General features: G+C 57.5%; 8 protein-coding genes, 2 tRNA genes, 3 rRNA genes and 1 pseudogene. 1 reads left to right on the top strand and 13 read right to left on the bottom strand.

All coding sequences use genetic code 11. The features are described 5' to 3' along the window. Nucleotides 1-217: 217 nt before the first annotated feature. Complete coding sequence (locus HU724_RS04420) at nt 218-1,591, bottom strand: tyrosine-type recombinase/integrase (RefSeq protein WP_225927665.1); 1,374 nt, start codon at nt 1,589-1,591, stop codon at nt 218-220. A 43-nt stretch (nt 1,592-1,634) separates the two neighbouring features. On the opposite strand from HU724_RS04420, the pseudogene HU724_RS04415 reads away from it, so the two are divergent. Next, nucleotides 1,635-1,772: pseudogene (locus tag HU724_RS04415) on the top strand (LysR family transcriptional regulator); the annotation flags it as partial. On the opposite strand, the gene yfiB reads toward HU724_RS04415, so the two are convergent. From yfiB to HU724_RS04355, 12 genes are all read right to left on the bottom strand, one after another. Then, a complete protein-coding gene (gene yfiB, locus HU724_RS04410; protein WP_186567953.1) occupies nt 1,769-2,263 on the bottom strand; it encodes an outer membrane lipoprotein YfiB in 495 nt (164 codons plus the stop codon). The pseudogene HU724_RS04415 and the gene yfiB overlap by 4 nt on opposite strands. A 4-nt stretch (nt 2,264-2,267) precedes the next feature. Then, complete coding sequence (gene dgcN, locus HU724_RS04405) at nt 2,268-3,536, bottom strand: diguanylate cyclase DgcN/YfiN (RefSeq protein ID WP_186567951.1); 1,269 nt, start codon at nt 3,534-3,536, stop codon at nt 2,268-2,270. Then, on the bottom strand, nt 3,533-4,102 hold the full coding sequence (yfiR, locus tag HU724_RS04400; protein WP_024011482.1) for a regulatory sequestration protein YfiR: 570 nt from the start codon (nt 4,100-4,102) through the stop codon (nt 3,533-3,535). The genes dgcN and yfiR overlap by 4 nt, the downstream gene beginning before the upstream one ends. Before the next feature lie 119 nt (nt 4,103-4,221). Then, nucleotides 4,222-6,330, bottom strand: coding sequence for an exodeoxyribonuclease V subunit alpha (gene recD / locus HU724_RS04395; RefSeq protein ID WP_186567949.1), 2,109 nt, complete (start codon nt 6,328-6,330; stop codon nt 4,222-4,224). Next, complete coding sequence (gene recB, locus HU724_RS04390; protein ID WP_186567947.1) at nt 6,327-10,013, bottom strand: exodeoxyribonuclease V subunit beta; 3,687 nt, start codon at nt 10,011-10,013, stop codon at nt 6,327-6,329. Before recB ends, recD begins: the two co-directional genes overlap by 4 nt. Further along, nucleotides 10,010-13,462, bottom strand: a complete 3,453-nt coding sequence (recC, locus tag HU724_RS04385; RefSeq protein ID WP_186567945.1) for an exodeoxyribonuclease V subunit gamma — start codon at nt 13,460-13,462, stop codon at nt 10,010-10,012. The genes recB and recC overlap by 4 nt, the downstream gene beginning before the upstream one ends. Before the next feature lie 153 nt (nt 13,463-13,615). Continuing rightward, nucleotides 13,616-13,731 (bottom strand): 5S ribosomal RNA (gene rrf, locus HU724_RS04380). A 147-nt stretch (nt 13,732-13,878) separates the two neighbouring features. Then, a 23S ribosomal RNA gene (locus tag HU724_RS04375) occupies nt 13,879-16,772 on the bottom strand. Between the two features lie 238 nt (nt 16,773-17,010). Beyond that, nucleotides 17,011-17,086 (bottom strand) — tRNA-Ala (locus HU724_RS04370). A 10-nt stretch (nt 17,087-17,096) separates the two neighbouring features. Further along, a tRNA-Ile gene (locus HU724_RS04365) sits at nt 17,097-17,173 on the bottom strand. 123 nt (nt 17,174-17,296) lie between these two features. Next, nucleotides 17,297-18,833 (bottom strand): 16S ribosomal RNA (locus HU724_RS04360). Together the 16S, 23S and 5S rRNA genes with 2 tRNA genes alongside form the textbook arrangement of a ribosomal RNA operon. A 629-nt stretch (nt 18,834-19,462) precedes the next feature. Then, nucleotides 19,463-20,956 (bottom strand): CoA-acylating methylmalonate-semialdehyde dehydrogenase, encoded by a 1,494-nt coding sequence (locus HU724_RS04355; protein ID WP_024011478.1) that lies wholly within the window; start codon nt 20,954-20,956, stop codon nt 19,463-19,465. Between the last annotated feature and the right edge of the window lie 72 nt (nt 20,957-21,028).

The following is a 21,028-nucleotide window of genomic DNA, read 5'->3' as shown; positions in this document are numbered from 1 at the left end:
CAGATAGTATTGAGGGTACTGGTATGGGCGGTGTCGTTTCCCTCGCCTATACGCACCACTATACACGAATGATTCTCATTTGTCAATACGTTGGACTGGTTTGTCAACCACTTCCCTAAACTATTTTCCAAGCCCAAAGTTGAGGTAATGGATTGCTTCCTGCTTATGATCAAATGAATATCAGTCACCGAAGATACCAGAGGTAGAGGCGTTGTCATCAATGTGAGTGCACTGGACACAGTAGCGATTTCAACATACTCGCAATGACTTCGACAGGAACCCCGGCCCCATATGTATCATAGGTAACAGTGCCCGAGGCATGTCCCATGACAGCCTGAGCGTGGGTTGTAGGAACACCCCTCACCTGCATAAGAGTGGCCAATGAGTGACGCAGAGAGTGGAATGTCAGCCCCGCCTTATGATCGTTTCCCAGAGACTCTGGGATAGCCTGACGGTTAGCCCAATCTCCCGCTGTCTTGTACCCAATCTGTGCAAGCTTCACGGAATGTGATGGCTCACCTTGGTCAGTTTTGCGGGATTCGACATAACGTAGAAATGCTGCAAGGTCGAATCCGTAGGCACCATCAGTCAGTGGCACCAGACGCTCACTACGCTTGTTCTTGATTGACTTCCCTTCGCCTGCTTCGTTGATGTGAATGGCTGTGATACCTGATGCAAGAGTTTGAACATCGCCGACCGCCAACTGTGAGATTTCATTCAGACGCCCACCAGTGATAGCCCCGAGGCTCAACAGCCAGCGTTTCCATGAGGTCTCAGGCAGCGTGTTGGAGTAAGCCACAAGAATACCTACCTGATCCTGTGTGAACGCCTTACGCTTCGACTCAAGACCTTTGGTGAGCTTCAGCTTCTTGTCGTAAGACTTTGAGATGTGACCATTTTCAACTGACCATGCGAGGACTGCTGACAGCTTAATAAGCAGCTTATTGACCGTTGAAGGCATGCGACCATCTGCAAGACGATCACGCAGAGTAACGAGGTCAGCTCTTGAATGCGTCCGCATGTCCAAAGCACCGAGAGCCGCAGAGATTGTCCCATGGCAAATCTTGGTTTCCTTCAAGGTCGATGCTTTCTGATCTTGCCCACGGTCGGCCAAGTAGAGCCCCGAGAGAGTCTCAAAGGTTATAGCTGGGGCCAATACTGATAGAGATACCGGAGCGTCCGCTACAGACTTCATGAGTCGTGTAGAACCGCCCACAAAGCCAGAGTGGCTATCATGCAATCCGCCCCACACCTGCGTAACGTCACCATCACGTCCAGCCGCAAACAGCTCAGACGAGACAACACGGAAATGTTCCTTCAGCTCGTTCCAAGCGGCGTCTGGGTTCTCCAAGTGAAAAGCCCTGACAAAGCCCGAGAGCTGCTCTGCGGCATCCATAGCCACCCTTCTGTTGCTGGTCTTCAGGGAAACCGAAGCGAGGTCAGTGGTGCTACCTGTACCCCTGAGACGCATGTAGTAAATACCGTTGCGACGGTAGTAATACGGCTTAGCCAACCTTGTGGTCGGCTTCAAGGGAAACGTAAAACTTGTAACAGTGGTTGATACAGCAGATCGAGCTTCAAGGGTACTCATGGCGGTTAGCCCCCGTATTCATTGGGTTAACCTGTTTTCCTTGAAGTTCTGGATGTACTGCCGCGAGGATTTGCGCAAGTTGAAGCGGATTACCTTGTTGTGGGATTACATTCGTGAGGTGACTGAGCGTAATCAGGCGTTGTTGATGGGGGAAACGCGGGAGATGCGCTTTGCCGATTAGTCGGCGCTGACCACTATCGACACCCGGCGATTTTCCGTGCGCCCTGCCACGGTGTCGTTGGAGGCCACCGGTTCGCTGCTGCCGAGGCCTTGCAGCTGGATGTTCTCCTGCTTCATGCCGACCGTGCCGAGGACGTTGGCGACGCTCTTGGCCCGGCGCAGCGACAGTTGCCGATTGTAGGTTTCCTTGCCCGATGCATCGGTGTGGCCATCGACCCGCACCCGCTCGATGCCCACGCCGAGCAGCGCCTTGCCGATGCGTTCGACGATTTCCGTGCTGGCTGCGTTCAGGCTTTCAACATCGCTGCCAAACAACACTTTGCCCGACAGGCCGAACTCCCAACCGTCGTCGGTCAATTCGAAACCCTGCTGTTTGAGCACGGCAACCTGCGCCGGTGTCAGGCCTTTTTGCGGGGCGGTCTGGCAACCGCTCAGGGTCAGCGCGGCCATCAGCAGCAATGCGGAAAACAGTCGAACGGCAAGTGTGAACACGGCATCAGCTCCTGGTGTGAACGGAATCGACCGGGCGCTCCGACCCGGCGGTGAATTGCGCGCCACGCGACAGGCGCTTGGCCTGATACATCGCCGCGTCGGCTGCATTGAGCAAGGCACCCGGCGTGGCGCCATGATCGGGGTAAACGGCGATGCCGATACTCAGCGAGGTCACTACACTGCTGTCGCCGGGCAGGGTGATCGGCATGTCCATGCTTGCGAGAATCTTGTCAGCGATGAGCTCAGCATCTTCGAGCGTGTGCAGCGGCGCGAGCAGCACGGCGAACTCGTCGCCGCCCAGCCGCGCGACCAGATCATCCTCGCGCAATTGCGCTCGCACGCGATTGGCGATCGCCACCAGCACTGCGTCGCCCGAGGCGTGGCCGAAGTTATCGTTGATGCCTTTGAAGCGGTCGCTGTCGAGAAACAGCACGGCGACCCGCTCATCGTGTTTTTTGCCGTTGCGCAAGGCGCGCATCAAGCGGCCTTCGAAAAACGCGCGGTTGGGCAACCCGGTGAGGCTGTCGTGGGTCGCTTGGTGAGCGAGAGTTTCGTTTTCGTTTTGCAGGTGGGTTTGCCACGACTCGAGTTCGCCGAGCAAGGCATTGAAGTCGTTGCCCAGATTATCCAGTTCAGCGATTTGCGCCGGCGGCACGCGCCGATCCAGCGCTCGTTCGCTACGGGCGGCGTGGGCGACGGCGGCGAGGCTGTGCAGCGGGCCGATGATCGCGCGCAGTTGCCGTCGCGCCAGATAAAGCGCGACCCAGGCGCTGATCGCGGTGCAGAGCACAATCCCGGCCAGGCCGCTGAGCAGGAAGCGCATCAGGCTGCCGCCGTGACCGATGAGCAGGACCCGACCGATTTCGCGGTCCTGATGCTCGATCGGCAGGCTGACCGGTTTTTCCAGAAGAGCGCGGGTGATCTGTATTTCCAGCTCGTAGAACAAGCCGGTCTCGACGCGCTGCCATTGCGCGATCAATTGGCCCTGCGCGTCGAGCACTCGGGCATCTGCCACTTCCTCGGTGGAAGCGATGATCGCCAACGCCTCGGTTGCCGCCGCTTTGTCGTTGAACACCACCGCTGCTTCGACGGTGTAGCTGATCGAACGGGCGATCAAGTGCAGGTTGTGGTCGGCATACACCCGCAGCGCGAGCACGCCCAGCAAGGTCAGCGAAACACTGGCCATTGCCACCGCCACCAGCGCGACAATCAAATGCCCACGGCCGATAACCGAGCCCAGGGTGGGACGAGCCTTCCAACTGAACAGCTTCATGGCGCCGCCGCTTTGCGACGGGACAACTGCAACACGCTGGGGTGTATGCGCACACCACTGCGAGCCACGGAGTCGAGATTGACCTCGAACGACACTTGTTCATCGCCAACGCGCAGGCAGAACAGACTGCCGACGGTGCATTGATCGTCCGCTTCGCTGATGCTCAGCACCGGGTGCCCGATCAACGATGCAAACAGACGACTGCGTTCATCGGCGGTGAGCTTGCCGATGTACACCGCATCGCATTCGCTGACGATGCCCGGGTTGTCCGCTAGCAGACGCCGCACAGCCACCGGCCGACCCGTGGCTTGGGTGGTGCCTTTGACCAGGTCATCGGTGTATTCGGTGGGGCCGACGATGCACAGGCGCAATTGCGCCGGTTCCACCGGCCAGCGTGCATAACTGAGGATGCCAAGCACCACTTGCGTGACCGCTTTGGCCCGTTGCTCGGCCGGCCCGGTTTGCGCTTGGGCGATGGCGCTGCCCGTGAACAACCAGAGCAAAACGATCAGCAATGCGTGCTGGCAGGCCACCACACGCTGTGTCGCCCAGACGGCCACCTTCATGGAGGGATTCTCTTGGAGCGTAACGAAATGATGCCGCAACGATAGCACAGCGCCAGAACACCAGCGAGGCGCCTGCCTCTGACCGGTTGGTCAGTATTCGTTGTCGGTCATTCAGCGCTTCATCCCTGAGGCTCGGTGCCCTCTTCCAGTTCCAGCATCAGCCCGCTCAGACGCTTGACCTTGCGCTGCACCGCTTCCTCAAACACGCCGGCACGTGGCTCGATCAAGGTGAACCAGTGCCGGGCGCGAGTAATTCCGGTGTAGATCAGTTCTTTGGTCAGCACGGGGTTCAACGCATCCGGCAGGATCAGCGCCGTATGGGCGAACTCAGAACCCTGGGACTTGTGCACCGTCATGGCGTACACGGTTTCGACATCATTGAGCCGACTCGGCAACACGAAGCGCACGCCGCCCTCTCCATCGTTACGCGGGAAGGCCACACGCAGAACGGTTTTGCCGATCTCTGCGCCTTCACGCTCGGGCAGTTTCAGGGCGATGCCGATGTCGCCGTTCATCAGGCCCAGACCATAGTCGTTACGAGTCATCAGCACCGGCCGACCTTCATACCACTGCTGATCGCTCTCGATCAGACGCGCCTTGAGCAACGCAGCGGTGATGCGCTGGTTCAGACCTTCAACGCCCCACGGCCCTTTGCGCACGGCACACAACAACTGGAACGTATCGAACGCCTGCAAGACTTCCCGCGCCCAATCCGTCCAGTCCGCATGCTCAAGAGGCCGCGTCGACGGTGGACGCTGATCGCGCAGTACGCGCAAGTAATGGCGATAACCTTGCGGGCCGTTGCCGTGACCTTCGAGCAACAGGCGTTCGAGCTTCTGATCATGTTCGCCTTTGAGCGGCAGCGAATACACGTCGCCGTAGCTGCCGGCCGCGAGCAACTGCCGCGCTTCATCGGCCAATTGCTGATTGACCCGGCGCGCGAGCTGACCAATGCCACTGCCCTCGCCGAAACGGCGCGAGTGCCGCAGCATCACCACTTGCTGCGCCAGCGGATGGGTGCCGTCGCGGTCCTCATGCATACCGCTGCCCTGCAACGACTCGCCACTGACCGACTCCAGCCATTGCCGCGTCTGCGGGCTGTACCAACCGCCCTCGGCGTCACGGCACAGATCGCCCAACACCGCACCGGCCTCGACCGAGGCCAGTTGATCCTTGTCGCCCAACAGTACCAGCCGCGCATGGGCCGGCATGGCGTCGAGCAAGTTGGCCATCATTTCCAGGTCGATCATCGAAGCTTCGTCGACCACCAGCACATCCAGCGGCAGGCGGTTGCCGGCATGGTGACGGAAATGCCGGGTGCCCGGTCGACTGCCGAGCAGACGGTGCACGGTGGTCACATCGCTGGGGATCGCCGCGCGCACAGCTTCGGCGACTTGCAGTGATTGCACTTGCTGGCTGATCGACTCGGTCAAACGTGCAGCGGCCTTGCCGGTCGGTGCCGCCAGACGAATGCGCAGCGGATGGCCAGCCTCGACGGCCGGTGCCTGCAGCAACGCGAGCAAGCGCACCACCGTGGTGGTTTTCCCGGTGCCCGGGCCGCCAGTGATGATGCTGAAGGCGCTGCGCGTAGCGATGGCGCAGGCGAGTTTTTGCCAATCGATGACATCTGCGGATTCCGCGCCGCCGAACAATTCGTTCAGACGCGGCGGCAGATCATCCGGCGTCGGCTCCTGTTGCATCAAGCGTTGGCGCAACGCTGCATCGATGCGGCGTTCGTAGGTCCAGTAGCGGCGCAAGTACAGGCGTTTCGAGGACAGCACCAACGGACGTGTCTGCGCTGGTTCACTGGCATCGGCGGCCAGCGCGACCAGCGAGCTGCTTGCCAGCACTTTGCACCAATGGGCTCCATCGAGCGTTTCGAGCAATTGCGAGGGCAGCAACAACACACCGCCCTGCACATCGCCTTCGGGCGGCAATGACAGGGCAAAATCCGGCGCCTTGAGGGTTTCAAACAAATCCAGACACACGTGACCATGGCCGAGCTGGTGACTGGTCAACGCCGCCGCCAGCAGCACCAGCGGATCGGTCTCGGGCTCGAGTTCATGCAGGAAAGCGACAAAGGCGCGGTCCAGCGCGCGCAGCCAGCCGCGCTCGACCCAACGGCTCAGCAACAACAGCAAATCATCGGCGCGGGTCAGCGGCGAGAGTTTCGACAGGCTGTCCGCTTCCAGCGGTGTCGGCAGCAGATCGGCGAATGTGCGGCTCATAGCAGGACTCCCTGTTCCCAGGCGGGCTCGGACTTGGGTTCGGGTTTGCCCTGGAACATCCGGTCGAGGCGTTCGATCAATTCCCGTGGTGGCCGCACGAAGTACACGCCGCGACTTTCCGCACGCGTTCCGCGCAGAAACAGATAAAGCGCCCCGCCGACATGGCGGTCGTAATCGTAATCCGCCAGCCGCGCCTTCAACTGGCGATGCAGTGCCAGCAGATACAGCACGTATTGCAGGTCGTAACGGTTATCGAGGATCGACTGCTCCATGGCCTGCACGGTGTAGGCCTGATCATCCACGCCGAGCCAGTTGGATTTGTAATCGGCGACGTAATAACGGCCAGCGTGCTCGAAGGTCAGGTCGATAAAGCCCTTGAACATGCCGTTGAGTTGCACCGGTTCTGCCGCAACACGAGCGACGCCATTGTGGGTGTGCTGGCGCACCTGTTCATCGAGCTTGAGCACGTCGACTTTGTGGCTGGCGAACCAGAACTCCATCTCGACGCGGTATTGCTTCAGTTGCTCAAGAACCACCGGCGGTTGCCCGCCCGCGATCGGCAACGGCGACTTGAGCGAATGCTGCAGCCAGTCAGTCAGCGTGGTAATCCAGCCTTGCCAGCCGCGCAGGTTGCAACGCCGGGCAATCGCATCTTCCAATGCTTCGCGGGCAACCGAAAAACCTTCAGCGCCCGCCCATTCGAGCAAGCCATGCAGAAAGGTGCCGGGATTGGGGCCACGGGGAAAACGGTGGATATCGGCGCCACCGCTGATGATTTCGCGGGGTGCGTCGGGGTCGAGGCGCTCGTCGTCGAAGAGCTTTTGTGCCTGCGGACTGTCCGGTGCTTCATCGCTGCCGATGCTCATTATGTCGCTGATGCGCAGGGCGCTGTACGACGCGATCCACCAGTTTTCACTGGCTTTGCGCTTGGGCCGTAGCGTCGCTCGTAGCACCGCTTCATTGCGCGGCGGCTGGTAATGCTCATCAGTGGGCTGAGGCATTTCGCCGATGCCAATCGCCGCGCAGTCTTGCTGCAGATCGCGCAGCCAGCGATTCAATTCGCTGGACTCGCCCAAAGCGGCACCGCCACCGAGTAAGTAACCCAGCGCAGACAGGTGCAACACCGAGCTGTTGTTATTGCCGCGCTTGAGATCGGTGACGCCCAGCCAGCAGGCATGCTGCGCGCGCGTTAATGCGACATACAGAAGACGCAGATCTTCGGCCAGACGCTCATCGTCAGCCAGGGCGATCAACTCGGGGGTCGGCTTGAGGCTGATCTGCGCCTTGCCCGCAGCGTCGTGGTAATGCAGCGGCAAACGGCTGCCATCCACCGGTTTCGCCGAGCAAATGAATGGCAGGAACACCAGCGGATATTCCAGACCCTTGGATTTGTGGATGGTCACCACTTTGACCAGTTGCTCGTCGCTTTCCAGACGCAGAATCTGCTCTTCACCGGCCTGACCGGACAGTGCCAGCAGCTCGGCCAGATGGCGGATCAATGCTTGCTCGCCGTCCAGTTCAGCGGCGGCTTGCTGCATCAGTTCCGAGAGGTGCAAAAGGTTGGTCAGCACGCGCTCGCCGTCACTGCGCTGCATCAGCGTCTGCGGCAAATGGAAATCGTGAAGCAGGCGGCGCAACATCGGTAACACGCCCTGTTTGCGCCAGAGCTCGCGATAGCCGCGGAACTGCATGACCCGGGCTTCCCAGACCATTTCATCCTGGTTCAGGCGCTCCAGCTCGATCAGCGGCAGGTTAAGGGTGGTGCAGGCCAGCGCAGCCTTGAGCGAGCGTTCGACATCGGGTTCGGCGCAAGCCTTTAGCCACGCCAGCAGGTCGTGCGCCTCTTGCGCGGCGAACACCGAATCCTTGTCCGACAGATAAACACTGCGCACCCCTCTGGCGGCGAGTTCGGCGCGTACGGCCTGGGCCTCTTTACCGTCGCGGACGAGGATCGCGATATCCGAAGGACGCAAACCTCGGAAGTCGTCCGCCTGAACGAAACCAGCGCTACCGGTTTGCCCGCCATTGAGCAGTGCGGTGATCTGGCTCGCGCAGGCGGCGGCCATTTGCTGACGATAGATCGCGCCGGACAGTGGCTGATCGCTGGGCAGTAGCCAGACATTCAGTGCCGCGACGTCTTGCCCGGCAATCCGCAGCGTTTCCTTGCGTCCCTGAGACTCGACCGGAAGGAACGGTACCGGGTTTTCGCCGGTTTTCTCGCGAAACAAAAACGCGCCGCGTCCCTGTTCTCGAGACTCGGCGCGTTCGAATACGTGATTGACCGCTGTCACCATACCGTGGCTGGAGCGGAAGTTGGTGCCGAGCGTATGCAAACGGCCGGTGGTGGCCTGACGTGCGCGCAGGTAGGTGTAGATGTCGGCACCGCGAAAGGCGTAGATCGCCTGTTTGGGATCGCCGATCAGGAACAGGCCGGTGTCAGGGTGATTGTCTTCGATGCGGTAGATGCTTTCGAAGATGCGGTATTGCACCGGATCGGTGTCCTGGAATTCGTCGATCAGCGCGACCGGGAACTGCTCGCGAATTAGCGTCGCCAGACGCTCGCCGCCCTCCGATTGCAGCGCGGCATCCAGACGCAACAGCATGTCGTCGAATCCCATTTCTGCGCGGCGACGCTTCTCTTCTTCGAAGCGTGCACCGACCCACTTGGCAGCGTGTTGCAGAACAGCGGCATCGGGCGTCGGCAATGCGTCGAGGCTCGATTTGAGTGCGGACATGGCGTCCAGCCCCGGATGACTCGGGGCCTGGCCTTTCCAGGCCTCGGCCATGCCTTCGGGTGTCAGACGGGTGAAGCCGGTGCCAATGTCCAGTTGCTCAAGCGCCTCGTCTTCGGCCCAGGTCTTGAGTTTCTCGAACCAGGGTTCGAAATAACGCGCCTGCATCTTGCGGCCATCGACGGTTTTGCTGGCGACGCCTTCATGGCAGAGCGCGAGCAGTTCGTCTGCCCAATCACGCCAAGGCGCTTTCAGTTCGACCAATGCTGCTCGCCGCTCCAGTAAACACTCGGCGATCAGCTCCGCAGGCACCTTGCCTTCATCGGTGTCACGCTCGCTGGCGAACAAGCCTCGTACCCGAGGCAACAATGCTGCGGGGCCACCCCAATTGCTGCGCACCCAGTTCAGCGCATCGCCCTGCATCGGGTAGCAGAACAGTCGCCAGTAATCGCGCAACACTTCGCCAAGCAAATCGCTGTGATCGGTTTCCAGGGATTGCGTGAACAGGCTGCCGCTGTCGAACGCATGCTCGCGCAGCATGCGCTGACACCAGCTGTGAATGGTCGAGACGGCGGCTTCGTCCATCCACTGCGCGGCAATATCGAGGCGGTTGGCGCAGCCCGGCCATTGCTGCGGATCGAACTGTTCGCGCAACTCGGCAATCAGTCCGTCGGGGGCGGTGATTTCATCGCGGAAGAATCGCGCGGCCTCAGCCAAGCGTGTCCGAATCCGTTCACGCAGCTCTTTGGTGGCAGCGTCGGTAAACGTCACTACGAGGATCTGCGGCGGCAGCAGTTCGCGTGCGAAACCGCTTGCCTCGCCGCCATGACCGAGAATCAGCCGCAGATAAAGTGCCGAAATCGTGAAGGTTTTGCCGGTGCCTGCGCTTGCTTCGATCAACTGACTGCCGCGCAGCGGGAAGGCCAGTGCCAACGGTGTTTTGGTACTCATGCGCGCGCACCTTCGCCGGACAAGGAACGCCAAGGCGCTTCGAATAATGGGCGGTATAAGGCGTCGCACCAGCCGGTGAAGGTTTCGTCTGCCAACAGTGCATCGAAATCGGGATATTGCCGGAGCAGTGCCGGGCTTTCACGCCGCTCGCCCTCGCTGGTCTGGCCGTCACCTTCATAGGCTTTTCGTGCAGAGGCTTCGGCTTTGACCGGCTCAGTTTGAGACAACCAGGCGAACGCGGTTTTTATCGCAATCGGCAAGGGTTGACGCATGCCGGATTGCCAGGCGAGAAGCAGGTCACCGAGCAAACGCAACGCTCGGTCTCGCTCCATTGGCTCCAGCAACAATGTGTCGTCACTGGCGACCAATGCCGTGGTCAACGCATGCTCGCTGGCGCAGGCGACCAGATGGGTAACCCACGATTTGGTCAGCCGATGCCACTTGCGAGTTTTGATCGAGCCGATGCTATTGGGAATGGTCGTGACCGACAGCAGACCTCCATCGGCGCGTTGATGCAGGTTTGCGAGCCAGCCCTCCAGCCGCAAACCTTGCAGATCGAGACTGACCGGGATCGCACTGGTCAACGGCGTCGGCCATAACGTCAGCAACAGTTGATAACGCTGCAGAAGATCCGGCAGCGGTTCGATCAGTTCACGCTGTAGGCATTCGCCAAAACCAGCCATAGGCAGCAGACCACTGTTTTGCAGGCGCAGCGCCCGGGCTTGCAGCGCCCGATCGATATTGTCCGGCTGGCTGAGCGCGGCTTCCAGCAAGCTGTCGCTGAGCGTGTAGCGCTGCAGCGCGTCCAGTACGAAAGGTTCTTCATCGGCCAACGGCGCTTGCGCGGCCTCGAAATACACTTTGAGACGTTGGGTGAAAAAATGTCGAACCGGGTTGCGCAGAAAGTCCTGGAGCAATGCCAGCGTCAGCGGTTCCTCTTGAACATATGGCGCGAGTAAGGGTGCTTCACTTTGCTGCGCTTTTTCTTGATGCAACACCTGCCACTCGCTGGCGTAGCTGAACAGTTGCTCGCCTTCGTGGAAATAGCGGGCGCTGAAAGGTTGCAGGGGATGTTCTTCGGTCAGCGCGTCTAACAGATCCTGGCTTGGGTCGATTGAACGCCAGCCGCTGGCGAGGTGATCGCGCAACTGGCCGATGAGCACCGAGGCAGGTCGTTCGCTGTTGTCACGGATGCTGCGACCGACCCAACTGATATAGAGCTGAGAGCGTGCGGACAACAGCGCTTCAAGTAACAGGTAGCGGTCGTCTTCACGTCGTGAGCGATCCCCAGGTCGGTAATCGCTGCCCATCAGATCGAAGTCCAGCGGCGGCTGCGCGCGCGGATAATCGCCGTCGTTCATGCCCAGCAGACATACCAGTTTGAAAGGAATGGCACGCATCGGCATCAAGGTGCAGAAATTCACCGCACCGGCGAGGAATCGTTGCGACAACCGGCCCTGATCCAGCCCGGCAAGCCAGGCTTCGCGCACGACAGTCAGCGGCAGTTCGTCAGTCAGCCCGACCGCCTCGCAGGTTTCCAGCCAAGTCTCGCGAAGCTCCTCCAACTGGGCCAGCAGATAATCGTCATGCTCGTTGCTCGCTTGGAAAAAAACCTGCATCAGCGCCTGCAAGCGCAGCCCCCACTCTTTCGGTTGAGCCGGTTGCGTGAGTTGCCGATGAGCGATTTCCAAGGCATCCAGCAGCGCTACCAGTGGTCCGATCAGAGCAGCATCAAGCCCACCAATTTCGTCGTAAGGCTCGATACCTGCACATGCATCGGCACTGCCGACGGCGTAGCCCAGCAGCATTCGGCGCAGGCCGAAATGCCAGCTGTTCTGCTCCAGTTGCTCGGGCAATCCTAGACCGGCCCGTTGCTCCGCGCTCATGCCCCAACGCACGCCGGCACCCTCGATCCAGCGGTGCAGGGTTGGCAGGTCACGTTCCTCTACACCAAAGCGAGCACGCAGGGCCGGGACATCGAGCAGGTCGAGAATTTCGCTGACCGGGAAACGGCTATCCGGGAGTTTGAGCAGGTGCTCGACTGCGATTAGTAACGGATCGCGGCCACGCTGGCCCTGATCCGCCAAAGTGAACGGAATGAAGCGCGTGTCGAATCGATCGAGCTGACCGAAAACCGCGCGGATATGCGGTGCATAGCTGTCGATATCCGGGACCATGACGATTACGTCGCGGGGGCGCAAGTCCGGGTCGGCACTGAAACGCGCCAGCAGTTGATCGTGCAGGATCTCGACTTCACGCTGGGCGCTGTGGGCGATGTGAAAACGTATTGAATGGTCTTGGGTTGAATCGACCGCAGGCCAGAGTTCGCGTGTCTCGTTAAGTGGACGTAACTCCAGAATGTCGTCCTGCAGCTGGTTGAGCATGTTGCAGGGCTGGGTTTCGCTGAACAGGTCGATGCGTCCGTCACGAAAGGCTGCTCGGTAGCTATTGGGATCGTCGTAGCTGTCGAGCAGGTTGATATAGTCGCGACCTTGTTTGCCCCAAGCGGCCAGCAACGGATGCGCGTGCTGATGCAGGGTCTCGGCATCAAGTACCACTGGCATCCCGCTTTTGCGTTGTTGCCGCTTGTATTGATGTCGCAGCAGATCCTTGTCGGCGACGATATCGGCCCAGTGATGGCGACAGGGGTTGTGTACGCAAAGCAGCACCTGGCTGAAACGTGCCAGACCGGCGAGCGCTTCAAGTACCTGCGCGGGTAGCGAAGAAATACCAAAAACGATCACACGCGGTGGCAGTGAAGCCGGAGCCTCATCAAGAGTGTTGATGCGTTCCATGAAGCGTTGATGGACGCCGGCACGACTCTGCGCCATGCCTTGTTCGCCGACGTCATCCAGCAGCGCTCGCCACAACTCGGCCTGCCAGCAACTGGTCGGTGGCAGAGGTTTGATTTCACCTCGCACATTGCGCAGTTGGTGGCGGCCTTCCGCCCAATCTTCCAGCCAGTCGGCCCGGTAGACCTGATATTGGTCAAACAGGTCGGCCAGACGCTCTGACAATTGATAGCGCTTGCGCAAATCGCTGTCATGGGTAAGGAAGCGTTGCAGCGGCTCGAAGTGGGGGCGATCGATTACCTGTGGCAAGAGGCGCATCAGGCGCCAGGTCAGCGGAGCCTTATCGAGCAGGGATTTCGCCGGAATCTCTTCTCGTCCCAATACCATGCGATAGAGCTGCCACATGAAACTGCCGGGTAGTTGAACGTCAATCGCCGCAGCGATTCCGCAACCGCCAAGGTCGTCGTCTTCGGGATCCTCCGCCAATGCCAGTTTGAGCCATTGGGCGATGCCGTTGCTTTGCACCAAAGCGATTTCATTTTCCAAGGGTGCGAGTGGATAGCGCCGCATGATGCTGACCACAAGGCTGCGCAGCTCATCGAGACTGTTGCTCTGAACCACCATGAATGCAGCGTTGAGGGACTGGGCGTCCGACATATGGATTCCTTGGAAAATCGCTGAAGCCGAGGCAGAACCTTAGCATTGTCGGCCGGCTGTGACAGCCGGACGATGTCTGCGAAGGCTGTAAGAACTTTCTCGCAGGCAAAACAAAACCCCAACTGCTTTCGCAATTGGGGTTTCGGAATTTAATCTTGACGATGACCTACTCTCACATGGGGAAACCCCACACTACCATCGGCGATGCATCGTTTCACTGCTGAGTTCGGGATGGGATCAGGTGGTTCCAACGCTCTATGGTCGTCAAGAAATTCGGGTACTGACTCGTGACCAGATGGCCTCGCTTCAGCAAATTGGGTATGTGACAGCTGGTGTTTGTGCGTTTCGAACTTTCGGTTCGTTTCGTCTTCACACACCGCAATCTGGCCTTTCGACGCAAATTGCTTGGGTGTTATATGGTCAAGCCTCACGGGCAATTAGTATTGGTTAGCTCAACGCCTCACAGCGCTTACACACCCAACCTATCAACGTCGTAGTCTTCGACGGCCCTTCAGGGAACTCAAGGTTCCAGTGAGATCTCATCTTGAGGCAAGTTTCCCGCTTAGATGCTTTCAGCGGTTATCTTTCCCGAACATAGCTACCCGGCAATGCCACTGGCGTGACAACCGGAACACCAGAGGTTCGTCCACTCCGGTCCTCTCGTACTAGGAGCAGCCCCTCTCAAATCTCAAACGTCCACGGCAGATAGGGACCGAACTGTCTCACGACGTTCTAAACCCAGCTCGCGTACCACTTTAAATGGCGAACAGCCATACCCTTGGGACCGGCTTCAGCCCCAGGATGTGATGAGCCGACATCGAGGTGCCAAACACCGCCGTCGATATGAACTCTTGGGCGGTATCAGCCTGTTATCCCCGGAGTACCTTTTATCCGTTGAGCGATGGCCCTTCCATACAGAACCACCGGATCACTAAGACCTACTTTCGTACCTGCTCGACGTGTCTGTCTCGCAGTCAAGCGCGCTTTTGCCTTTATACTCTACGACCGATTTCCGACCGGTCTGAGCGCACCTTCGTACTCCTCCGTTACTCTTTAGGAGGAGACCGCCCCAGTCAAACTACCCACCATACACTGTCCTCGATCCGGATAACGGACCTGAGTTAGAACCTCAAAGTTGCCAGGGTGGTATTTCAAGGATGGCTCCACGCGAACTGGCGTCCACGCTTCAAAGCCTCCCACCTATCCTACACAAGCAAATTCAAAGTCCAGTGCAAAGCTATAGTAAAGGTTCACGGGGTCTTTCCGTCTAGCCGCGGATACACTGCATCTTCACAGCGATTTCAATTTCACTGAGTCTCGGGTGGAGACAGCGCCGCCATCGTTACGCCATTCGTGCAGGTCGGAACTTACCCGACAAGGAATTTCGCTACCTTAGGACCGTTATAGTTACGGCCGCCGTTTACCGGGGCTTCGATCAAGAGCTTCGCGTTAGCTAACCCCATCAATTAACCTTCCGGCACCGGGCAGGCGTCACACCCTATACGTCCACTTTCGTGTTTGCAGAGTGCTGTGTTTTTAATAAACAGTCGCAGCGGCCTGGTATCTTCGACCGGCATGAGCTTACGGAGCAAGTCCTTCACCCTCACCGGCGCACCTTCTCCCGAAGTTACGGTGCCATTTTGCCTAGTTCCTTCACCCGAGTTCTCTCAAGCGCCTTGGTATTCTCTACCCAACCACCTGTGTCGGTTTGGGGTACGGTTCCTGGTTACCTGAAGCTTAGAAGCTTTTCTTGGAAGCATGGCATCAACCACTTCGTCACCCAAAGGGTAACTCGTCATCAGCTCTCGGCCTTAAGATCCCGGATTTACCTAAGATCTCAGCCTACCACCTTAAACTTGGACAACCAACGCCAAGCTGGCCTAGCCTTCTCCGTCCCTCCATCGCAATAACCAGAAGTACAGGAATATTAACCTGTTTTCCATCGACTACGCTTTTCAGCCTCGCCTTAGGGACCGACTAACCCTGCGTCGATTAACGTTGCGCAGGAAACCTTGGTCTTTCGGCGTGGGTGTTTTTCACACCCATTGTCGTTACTCATGTCAGCATTCGCACTTCTGATACCTCCAGCAAGCTTCTCAACTCACCTTCACAGGCTTACAGAACGCTCCTCTACCGCATCACCCGAAGGTGATACCCGTAGCTTCGGTGTATGGTTTGAGCCCCGTTACATCTTCCGCGCAGGCCGACTCGACTAGTGAGCTATTACGCTTTCTTTAAAGGGTGGCTGCTTCTAAGCCAACCTCCTAGCTGTCTAAGCCTTCCCACATCGTTTCCCACTTAACCATAACTTTGGGACCTTAGCTGACGGTCTGGGTTGTTTCCCTTTTCACGACGGACGTTAGCACCCGCCGTGTGTCTCCCATGCTCGGCACTTGTAGGTATTCGGAGTTTGCATCGGTTTGGTAAGTCGGGATGACCCCCTAGCCGAAACAGTGCTCTACCCCCTACAGTGATACATGAGGCGCTACCTAAATAGCTTTCGAGGAGAACCAGCTATCTCCGAGCTTGATTAGCCTTTCACTCCGATCCACAGGTCATCCGCTAACTTTTCAACGGTAGTCGGTTCGGTCCTCCAGTCAGTGTTACCTAACCTTCAACCTGCCCATGGATAGATCGCCCGGTTTCGGGTCTATTCCCAGCGACTAGACGCCCTATTAAGACTCGCTTTCGCTACGCCTCCCCTATTCGGTTAAGCTCGCCACTGAAAATAAGTCGCTGACCCATTATACAAAAGGTACGCAGTCACAGAACAAAGTCTGCTCCCACTGCTTGTACGCATACGGTTTCAGGATCTATTTCACTCCCCTCTCCGGGGTTCTTTTCGCCTTTCCCTCACGGTACTAGTTCACTATCGGTCAGTCAGTAGTATTTAGCCTTGGAGGATGGTCCCCCCATATTCAGACAAAGTTTCTCGTGCTCCGTCCTACTCGATTTCATTGATAAGAGATTTTCGCGTACAGGGCTATCACCCACTATGGCCGCACTTTCCAGAGCGTTCCGCTAATCTCAAATCAACTTAAGGGCTAGTCCCCGTTCGCTCGCCACTACTAAGGGAATCTCGGTTGATTTCTTTTCCTCAGGGTACTTAGATGTTTCAGTTCCCCTGGTTCGCCTCTTGCACCTATGTATTCAGTACAAGATAACCATCTTATGATGGCTGGGTTCCCCCATTCAGACATCTCCGGATCAAAGTCTGTTTGCCGACTCCCCGAAGCTTTTCGCAGGCTACCACGTCTTTCATCGCCTCTGACTGCCAAGGCATCCACCGTATGCGCTTCTTCACTTGACCATATAACCCCAAGCAATCTGGTTATACTGTGAAGACGACATTCGCCGAAAATTCGAATTTCTCAACTAAGAGAACTCACAAATTTTACCTTAGCCTGATCCGTTACCAGTGAAAGTAACGTTCAGTCTATCTTTCTATCACATACCCAAATTTTTAAAGAACGATCTAATCAAAAGACTAGAAATCAATATTCAGTGCGAATATTCATTTCTAAACTCTCAAACTTCGAAGCAGTTTATGGTGGAGCCAAGCGGGATCGAACCGCTGACCTCCTGCGTGCAAGGCAGGCGCTCTCCCAGCTGAGCTATGGCCCCATAACAAAATTGGTGGGTCTGGGCAGATTCGAACTGCCGACCTCACCCTTATCAGGGGTGCGCTCTAACCAACTGAGCTACAGACCCAATTTCGAGCTTGTAACTGTTAGCTCAGAGCTATCAGCTTGGAGCTTAAAGCTGCTTCTATCGTCTTCTTCAATGAATCAAGCAATTCGTGTGGGAGCTCATGCAGCAGCTGATGTCGTCGATTAAGGAGGTGATCCAGCCGCAGGTTCCCCTACGGCTACCTTGTTACGACTTCACCCCAGTCATGAATCACACCGTGGTAACCGTCCTCCCGAAGGTTAGACTAGCTACTTCTGGTGCAACCCACTCCCATGGTGTGACGGGCGGTGTGTACAAGGCCCGGGAACGTATTCACCGCGACATTCTGATTCGCGATTACTAGCGATTCCGACTTCACGCAGTCGAGTTGCAGACTGCGATCCGGACTACGATCGGTTTTATGGGATTAGCTCCACCTCGCGGCTTGGCAACCCTTTGTACCGACCATTGTAGCACGTGTGTAGCCCAGGCCGTAAGGGCCATGATGACTTGACGTCATCCCCACCTTCCTCCGGTTTGTCACCGGCAGTCTCCTTAGAGTGCCCACCATTACGTGCTGGTAACTAAGGACAAGGGTTGCGCTCGTTACGGGACTTAACCCAACATCTCACGACACGAGCTGACGACAGCCATGCAGCACCTGTCTCAATGTTCCCGAAGGCACCAATCCATCTCTGGAAAGTTCATTGGATGTCAAGGCCTGGTAAGGTTCTTCGCGTTGCTTCGAATTAAACCACATGCTCCACCGCTTGTGCGGGCCCCCGTCAATTCATTTGAGTTTTAACCTTGCGGCCGTACTCCCCAGGCGGTCAACTTAATGCGTTAGCTGCGCCACTAAGAGCTCAAGGCTCCCAACGGCTAGTTGACATCGTTTACGGCGTGGACTACCAGGGTATCTAATCCTGTTTGCTCCCCACGCTTTCGCACCTCAGTGTCAGTATCAGTCCAGGTGGTCGCCTTCGCCACTGGTGTTCCTTCCTATATCTACGCATTTCACCGCTACACAGGAAATTCCACCACCCTCTACCATACTCTAGCTTGCCAGTTTTGGATGCAGTTCCCAGGTTGAGCCCGGGGATTTCACATCCAACTTAACAAACCACCTACGCGCGCTTTACGCCCAGTAATTCCGATTAACGCTTGCACCCTCTGTATTACCGCGGCTGCTGGCACAGAGTTAGCCGGTGCTTATTCTGTCGGTAACGTCAAAATTGCAGAGTATTAATCTACAACCCTTCCTCCCAACTTAAAGTGCTTTACAATCCGAAGACCTTCTTCACACACGCGGCATGGCTGGATCAGGCTTTCGCCCATTGTCCAATATTCCCCACTGCTGCCTCCCGTAGGAGTCTGGACCGTGTCTCAGTTCCAGTGTGACTGATCATCCTCTCAGACCAGTTACGGATCGTCGCCTTGGTGAGCCATTACCTCACCAACTAGCTAATCCGACCTAGGCTCATCTGATAGCGCAAGGCCCGAAGGTCCCCTGCTTTCTCCCGTAGGACGTATGCGGTATTAGCGTTCCTTTCGAAACGTTGTCCCCCACTACCAGGCAGATTCCTAGGCATTACTCACCCGTCCGCCGCTGAATCCAGGAGCAAGCTCCTTTCATCCGCTCGACTTGCATGTGTTAGGCCTGCCGCCAGCGTTCAATCTGAGCCATGATCAAACTCTTCAGTTCAAACATCTTTGGGTTTTTAAGAAACCCTAAACTTGGCTCAGCAATCGTTGGTTACATCTTTGATTTCTCGCGGAGTAACTTGTGATGCTGATAATCTTGTTGACTATCAGTCTGACTGCACAAGCACCCACACGAATTGCTTGATTCAGTTGTTAAAGAGCGGTTGGTTAAGATCTTTCGTCTCAACCGAGGCGCGCATTCTACAGCAGCCTCATTTGCTGTCAAGTGATTATTTTCAGAAGTTTTCGAAGAATTCTTCAACAACTTCAACCACTTGCGCTTCCGATCTCTCGTTAGCGGGAGGCGAATTCTACAGCGTTAATCGCTGCTGTCAACACCTCTTTTTCTCCGCTTTCGACCGAGAAGATCGAACCGTTAAAAGAGCCACGCATCACTGCTCTTTCAACTCCTTCCAGGCTTCGATGATCTGAAGCAAGTCGCTGTCGAAAACTGCGCAACTCTTTGAATCTCAAGGAGTTTTCCGTTTCGACTGCGCCGGAAGTGGGGCGAATTATAGACCTCTGGAATCTGCCGTCAACACCTATTTTCATATTTCTGTCATATCGGTCAAAAAGCCCCGAAAATGCGAAGGCCGACCTGGAAGGTCGGCCTTCTGCACATCCAGCTACTTATAAGCTAGGGAATGCGAACTGCGAAGCTTCATGGCTTGCACGCTGCGGCCAGCGCTGGGTGATCGCCTTGCGACGAGTATAGAAGCGCACGCCATCCGGGCCATACGCATGCAGGTCGCCAAACAGCGAACGCTTCCAGCCGCCGAAGCTGTGATAAGCCACCGGCACCGGCAACGGCACGTTGACGCCGACCATGCCGACTTCGATCTCGTCACAGAACAGCCGCGCCGCTTCGCCGTCACGGGTGAAGATGCAGGTGCCGTTGCCGTATTCGTGATCATTGATCAGTTGCATCGCCTCTTCCAGGCTGTTCACCCGCACCACGCACAGCACCGGCCCGAAGATCTCTTCTTTATAGATGCGCATCTCTGGAGTGACGTTGTCGAACAGGCAGCCACCGAGGAAGAAGCCTTCTTCATGCCCGGCAACGCTCAAACCACGACCATCGACCACCAGGGTCGCGCCCGCCGCCACACCGTCGTCTACATAACCGCTGACCTTGTCACGCGCCTGACCGGTAACCAACGGCCCCATGTCCAGACCGCACGAGGTACCCGCGCCGATTTTCAGCGCCTTGATCTGTGGAACCAGTTTCGCCACCAGCGCGTCCGCGACCTGGTCGCCAACACACACGGCCACCGAGATGGCCATGCAGCGTTCGCCGCAGGAACCATAGGCCGCGCCCATCAGTGCACTGACCGCATTGTCCAGATCGGCATCCGGCATCAGTACCGCGTGGTTCTTCGCGCCGCCCAGTGCCTGAACGCGTTTGCCGCGCTTGGTGCCTTCGGCGTAAATGTATTCGGCAATCGGCGTCGAACCGACGAAGCTCAGCGCTTTGACTTCCGGCGCTTCGATCAACGCGTCCACCGCCGTCTTGTCACCATGGACCACACTCATCACGCCTTTCGGCAGCCCGGCTTCCAGCAGCAGTTGAGCGATCAGCAGCGTCGAGCTTGGATCGCGCTCGGATGGCTTGAGGATGAAGCAATTGCCGCAGACGATCGCCAGCGGGTACATCCACAGCGGCACCATGGCCGGGAAGTTGAACGGGGTGATACCGGCCACAATCCCCAACGGCTGGAAGTCCGACCAGGCGTCGATGTTCGGGCCGACGTTGCGGCTGTACTCGCCCTTGAGGATTTCCGGGGCGGCGCAGGCGAACTCGACGTTCTCGATACCGCGCTTCAATTCACCGGCAGCGTCTTCCAGGGTCTTGCCGTGCTCTTCGCTGATCAGCTGCGAGATGCGCGCTTCGTTCTGCTCCAGCAATTGCTTGAAACGGAACATCACCTGGGCGCGTTTGGCCGGTGGCGTATTACGCCACGCAGGAAACGCAGCCTTGGCGGCATCGATGGCTTTCTGAATGGTGGCCTGGCTGGCCAATGGCAGTTTGTGAATTGCCTGGCCGGTAGACGGGTTGAACACATCTACCGCGCGACCGGTTTCGGTTACCAGTTCGCCATTGATCAAATGCGGGATAACGCTCATCGAACACTCCTGAATTCTTGTGCGCAGACGCCCACTACAGACGCCTGCTAATTACATAGCTATATAGAAGGA

This window comes from Pseudomonas iranensis, assembly GCF_014268585.2.
GTDB classification, from domain to species: domain Bacteria; phylum Pseudomonadota; class Gammaproteobacteria; order Pseudomonadales; family Pseudomonadaceae; genus Aquipseudomonas; species Aquipseudomonas iranensis.
The sequence above is the reverse complement of the archived record's forward strand: the minus strand, read 5'-3'. Positions and strand labels throughout refer to the sequence as shown.

Bases quoted from the DNA above. Each gene is read 5' to 3' on its own strand.
- recD (WP_186567949.1), bottom strand. From the start codon at position 6,330: ATGAGCCGCACATTCGCCGATCTGCTGCCGACACCGCTGGAAGCGGAC.
- recB (WP_186567947.1), bottom strand. From the start codon at position 10,013: ATGAGTACCAAAACACCGTTGGCACTGGCCTTCCCGCTGCGCGGCAGT.
- yfiR (WP_024011482.1), bottom strand. From the start codon at position 4,102: ATGAAGGTGGCCGTCTGGGCGACACAGCGTGTGGTGGCCTGCCAGCAC.
- HU724_RS04355 (WP_024011478.1), bottom strand. From the start codon at position 20,956: ATGAGCGTTATCCCGCATTTGATCAATGGCGAACTGGTAACCGAAACC.
- HU724_RS04420 (WP_225927665.1), bottom strand. From the start codon at position 1,591: ATGAGTACCCTTGAAGCTCGATCTGCTGTATCAACCACTGTTACAAGT.
- dgcN (WP_186567951.1), bottom strand. From the start codon at position 3,536: ATGAAGCTGTTCAGTTGGAAGGCTCGTCCCACCCTGGGCTCGGTTATC.
- recC (WP_186567945.1), bottom strand. From the start codon at position 13,462: ATGTCGGACGCCCAGTCCCTCAACGCTGCATTCATGGTGGTTCAGAGC.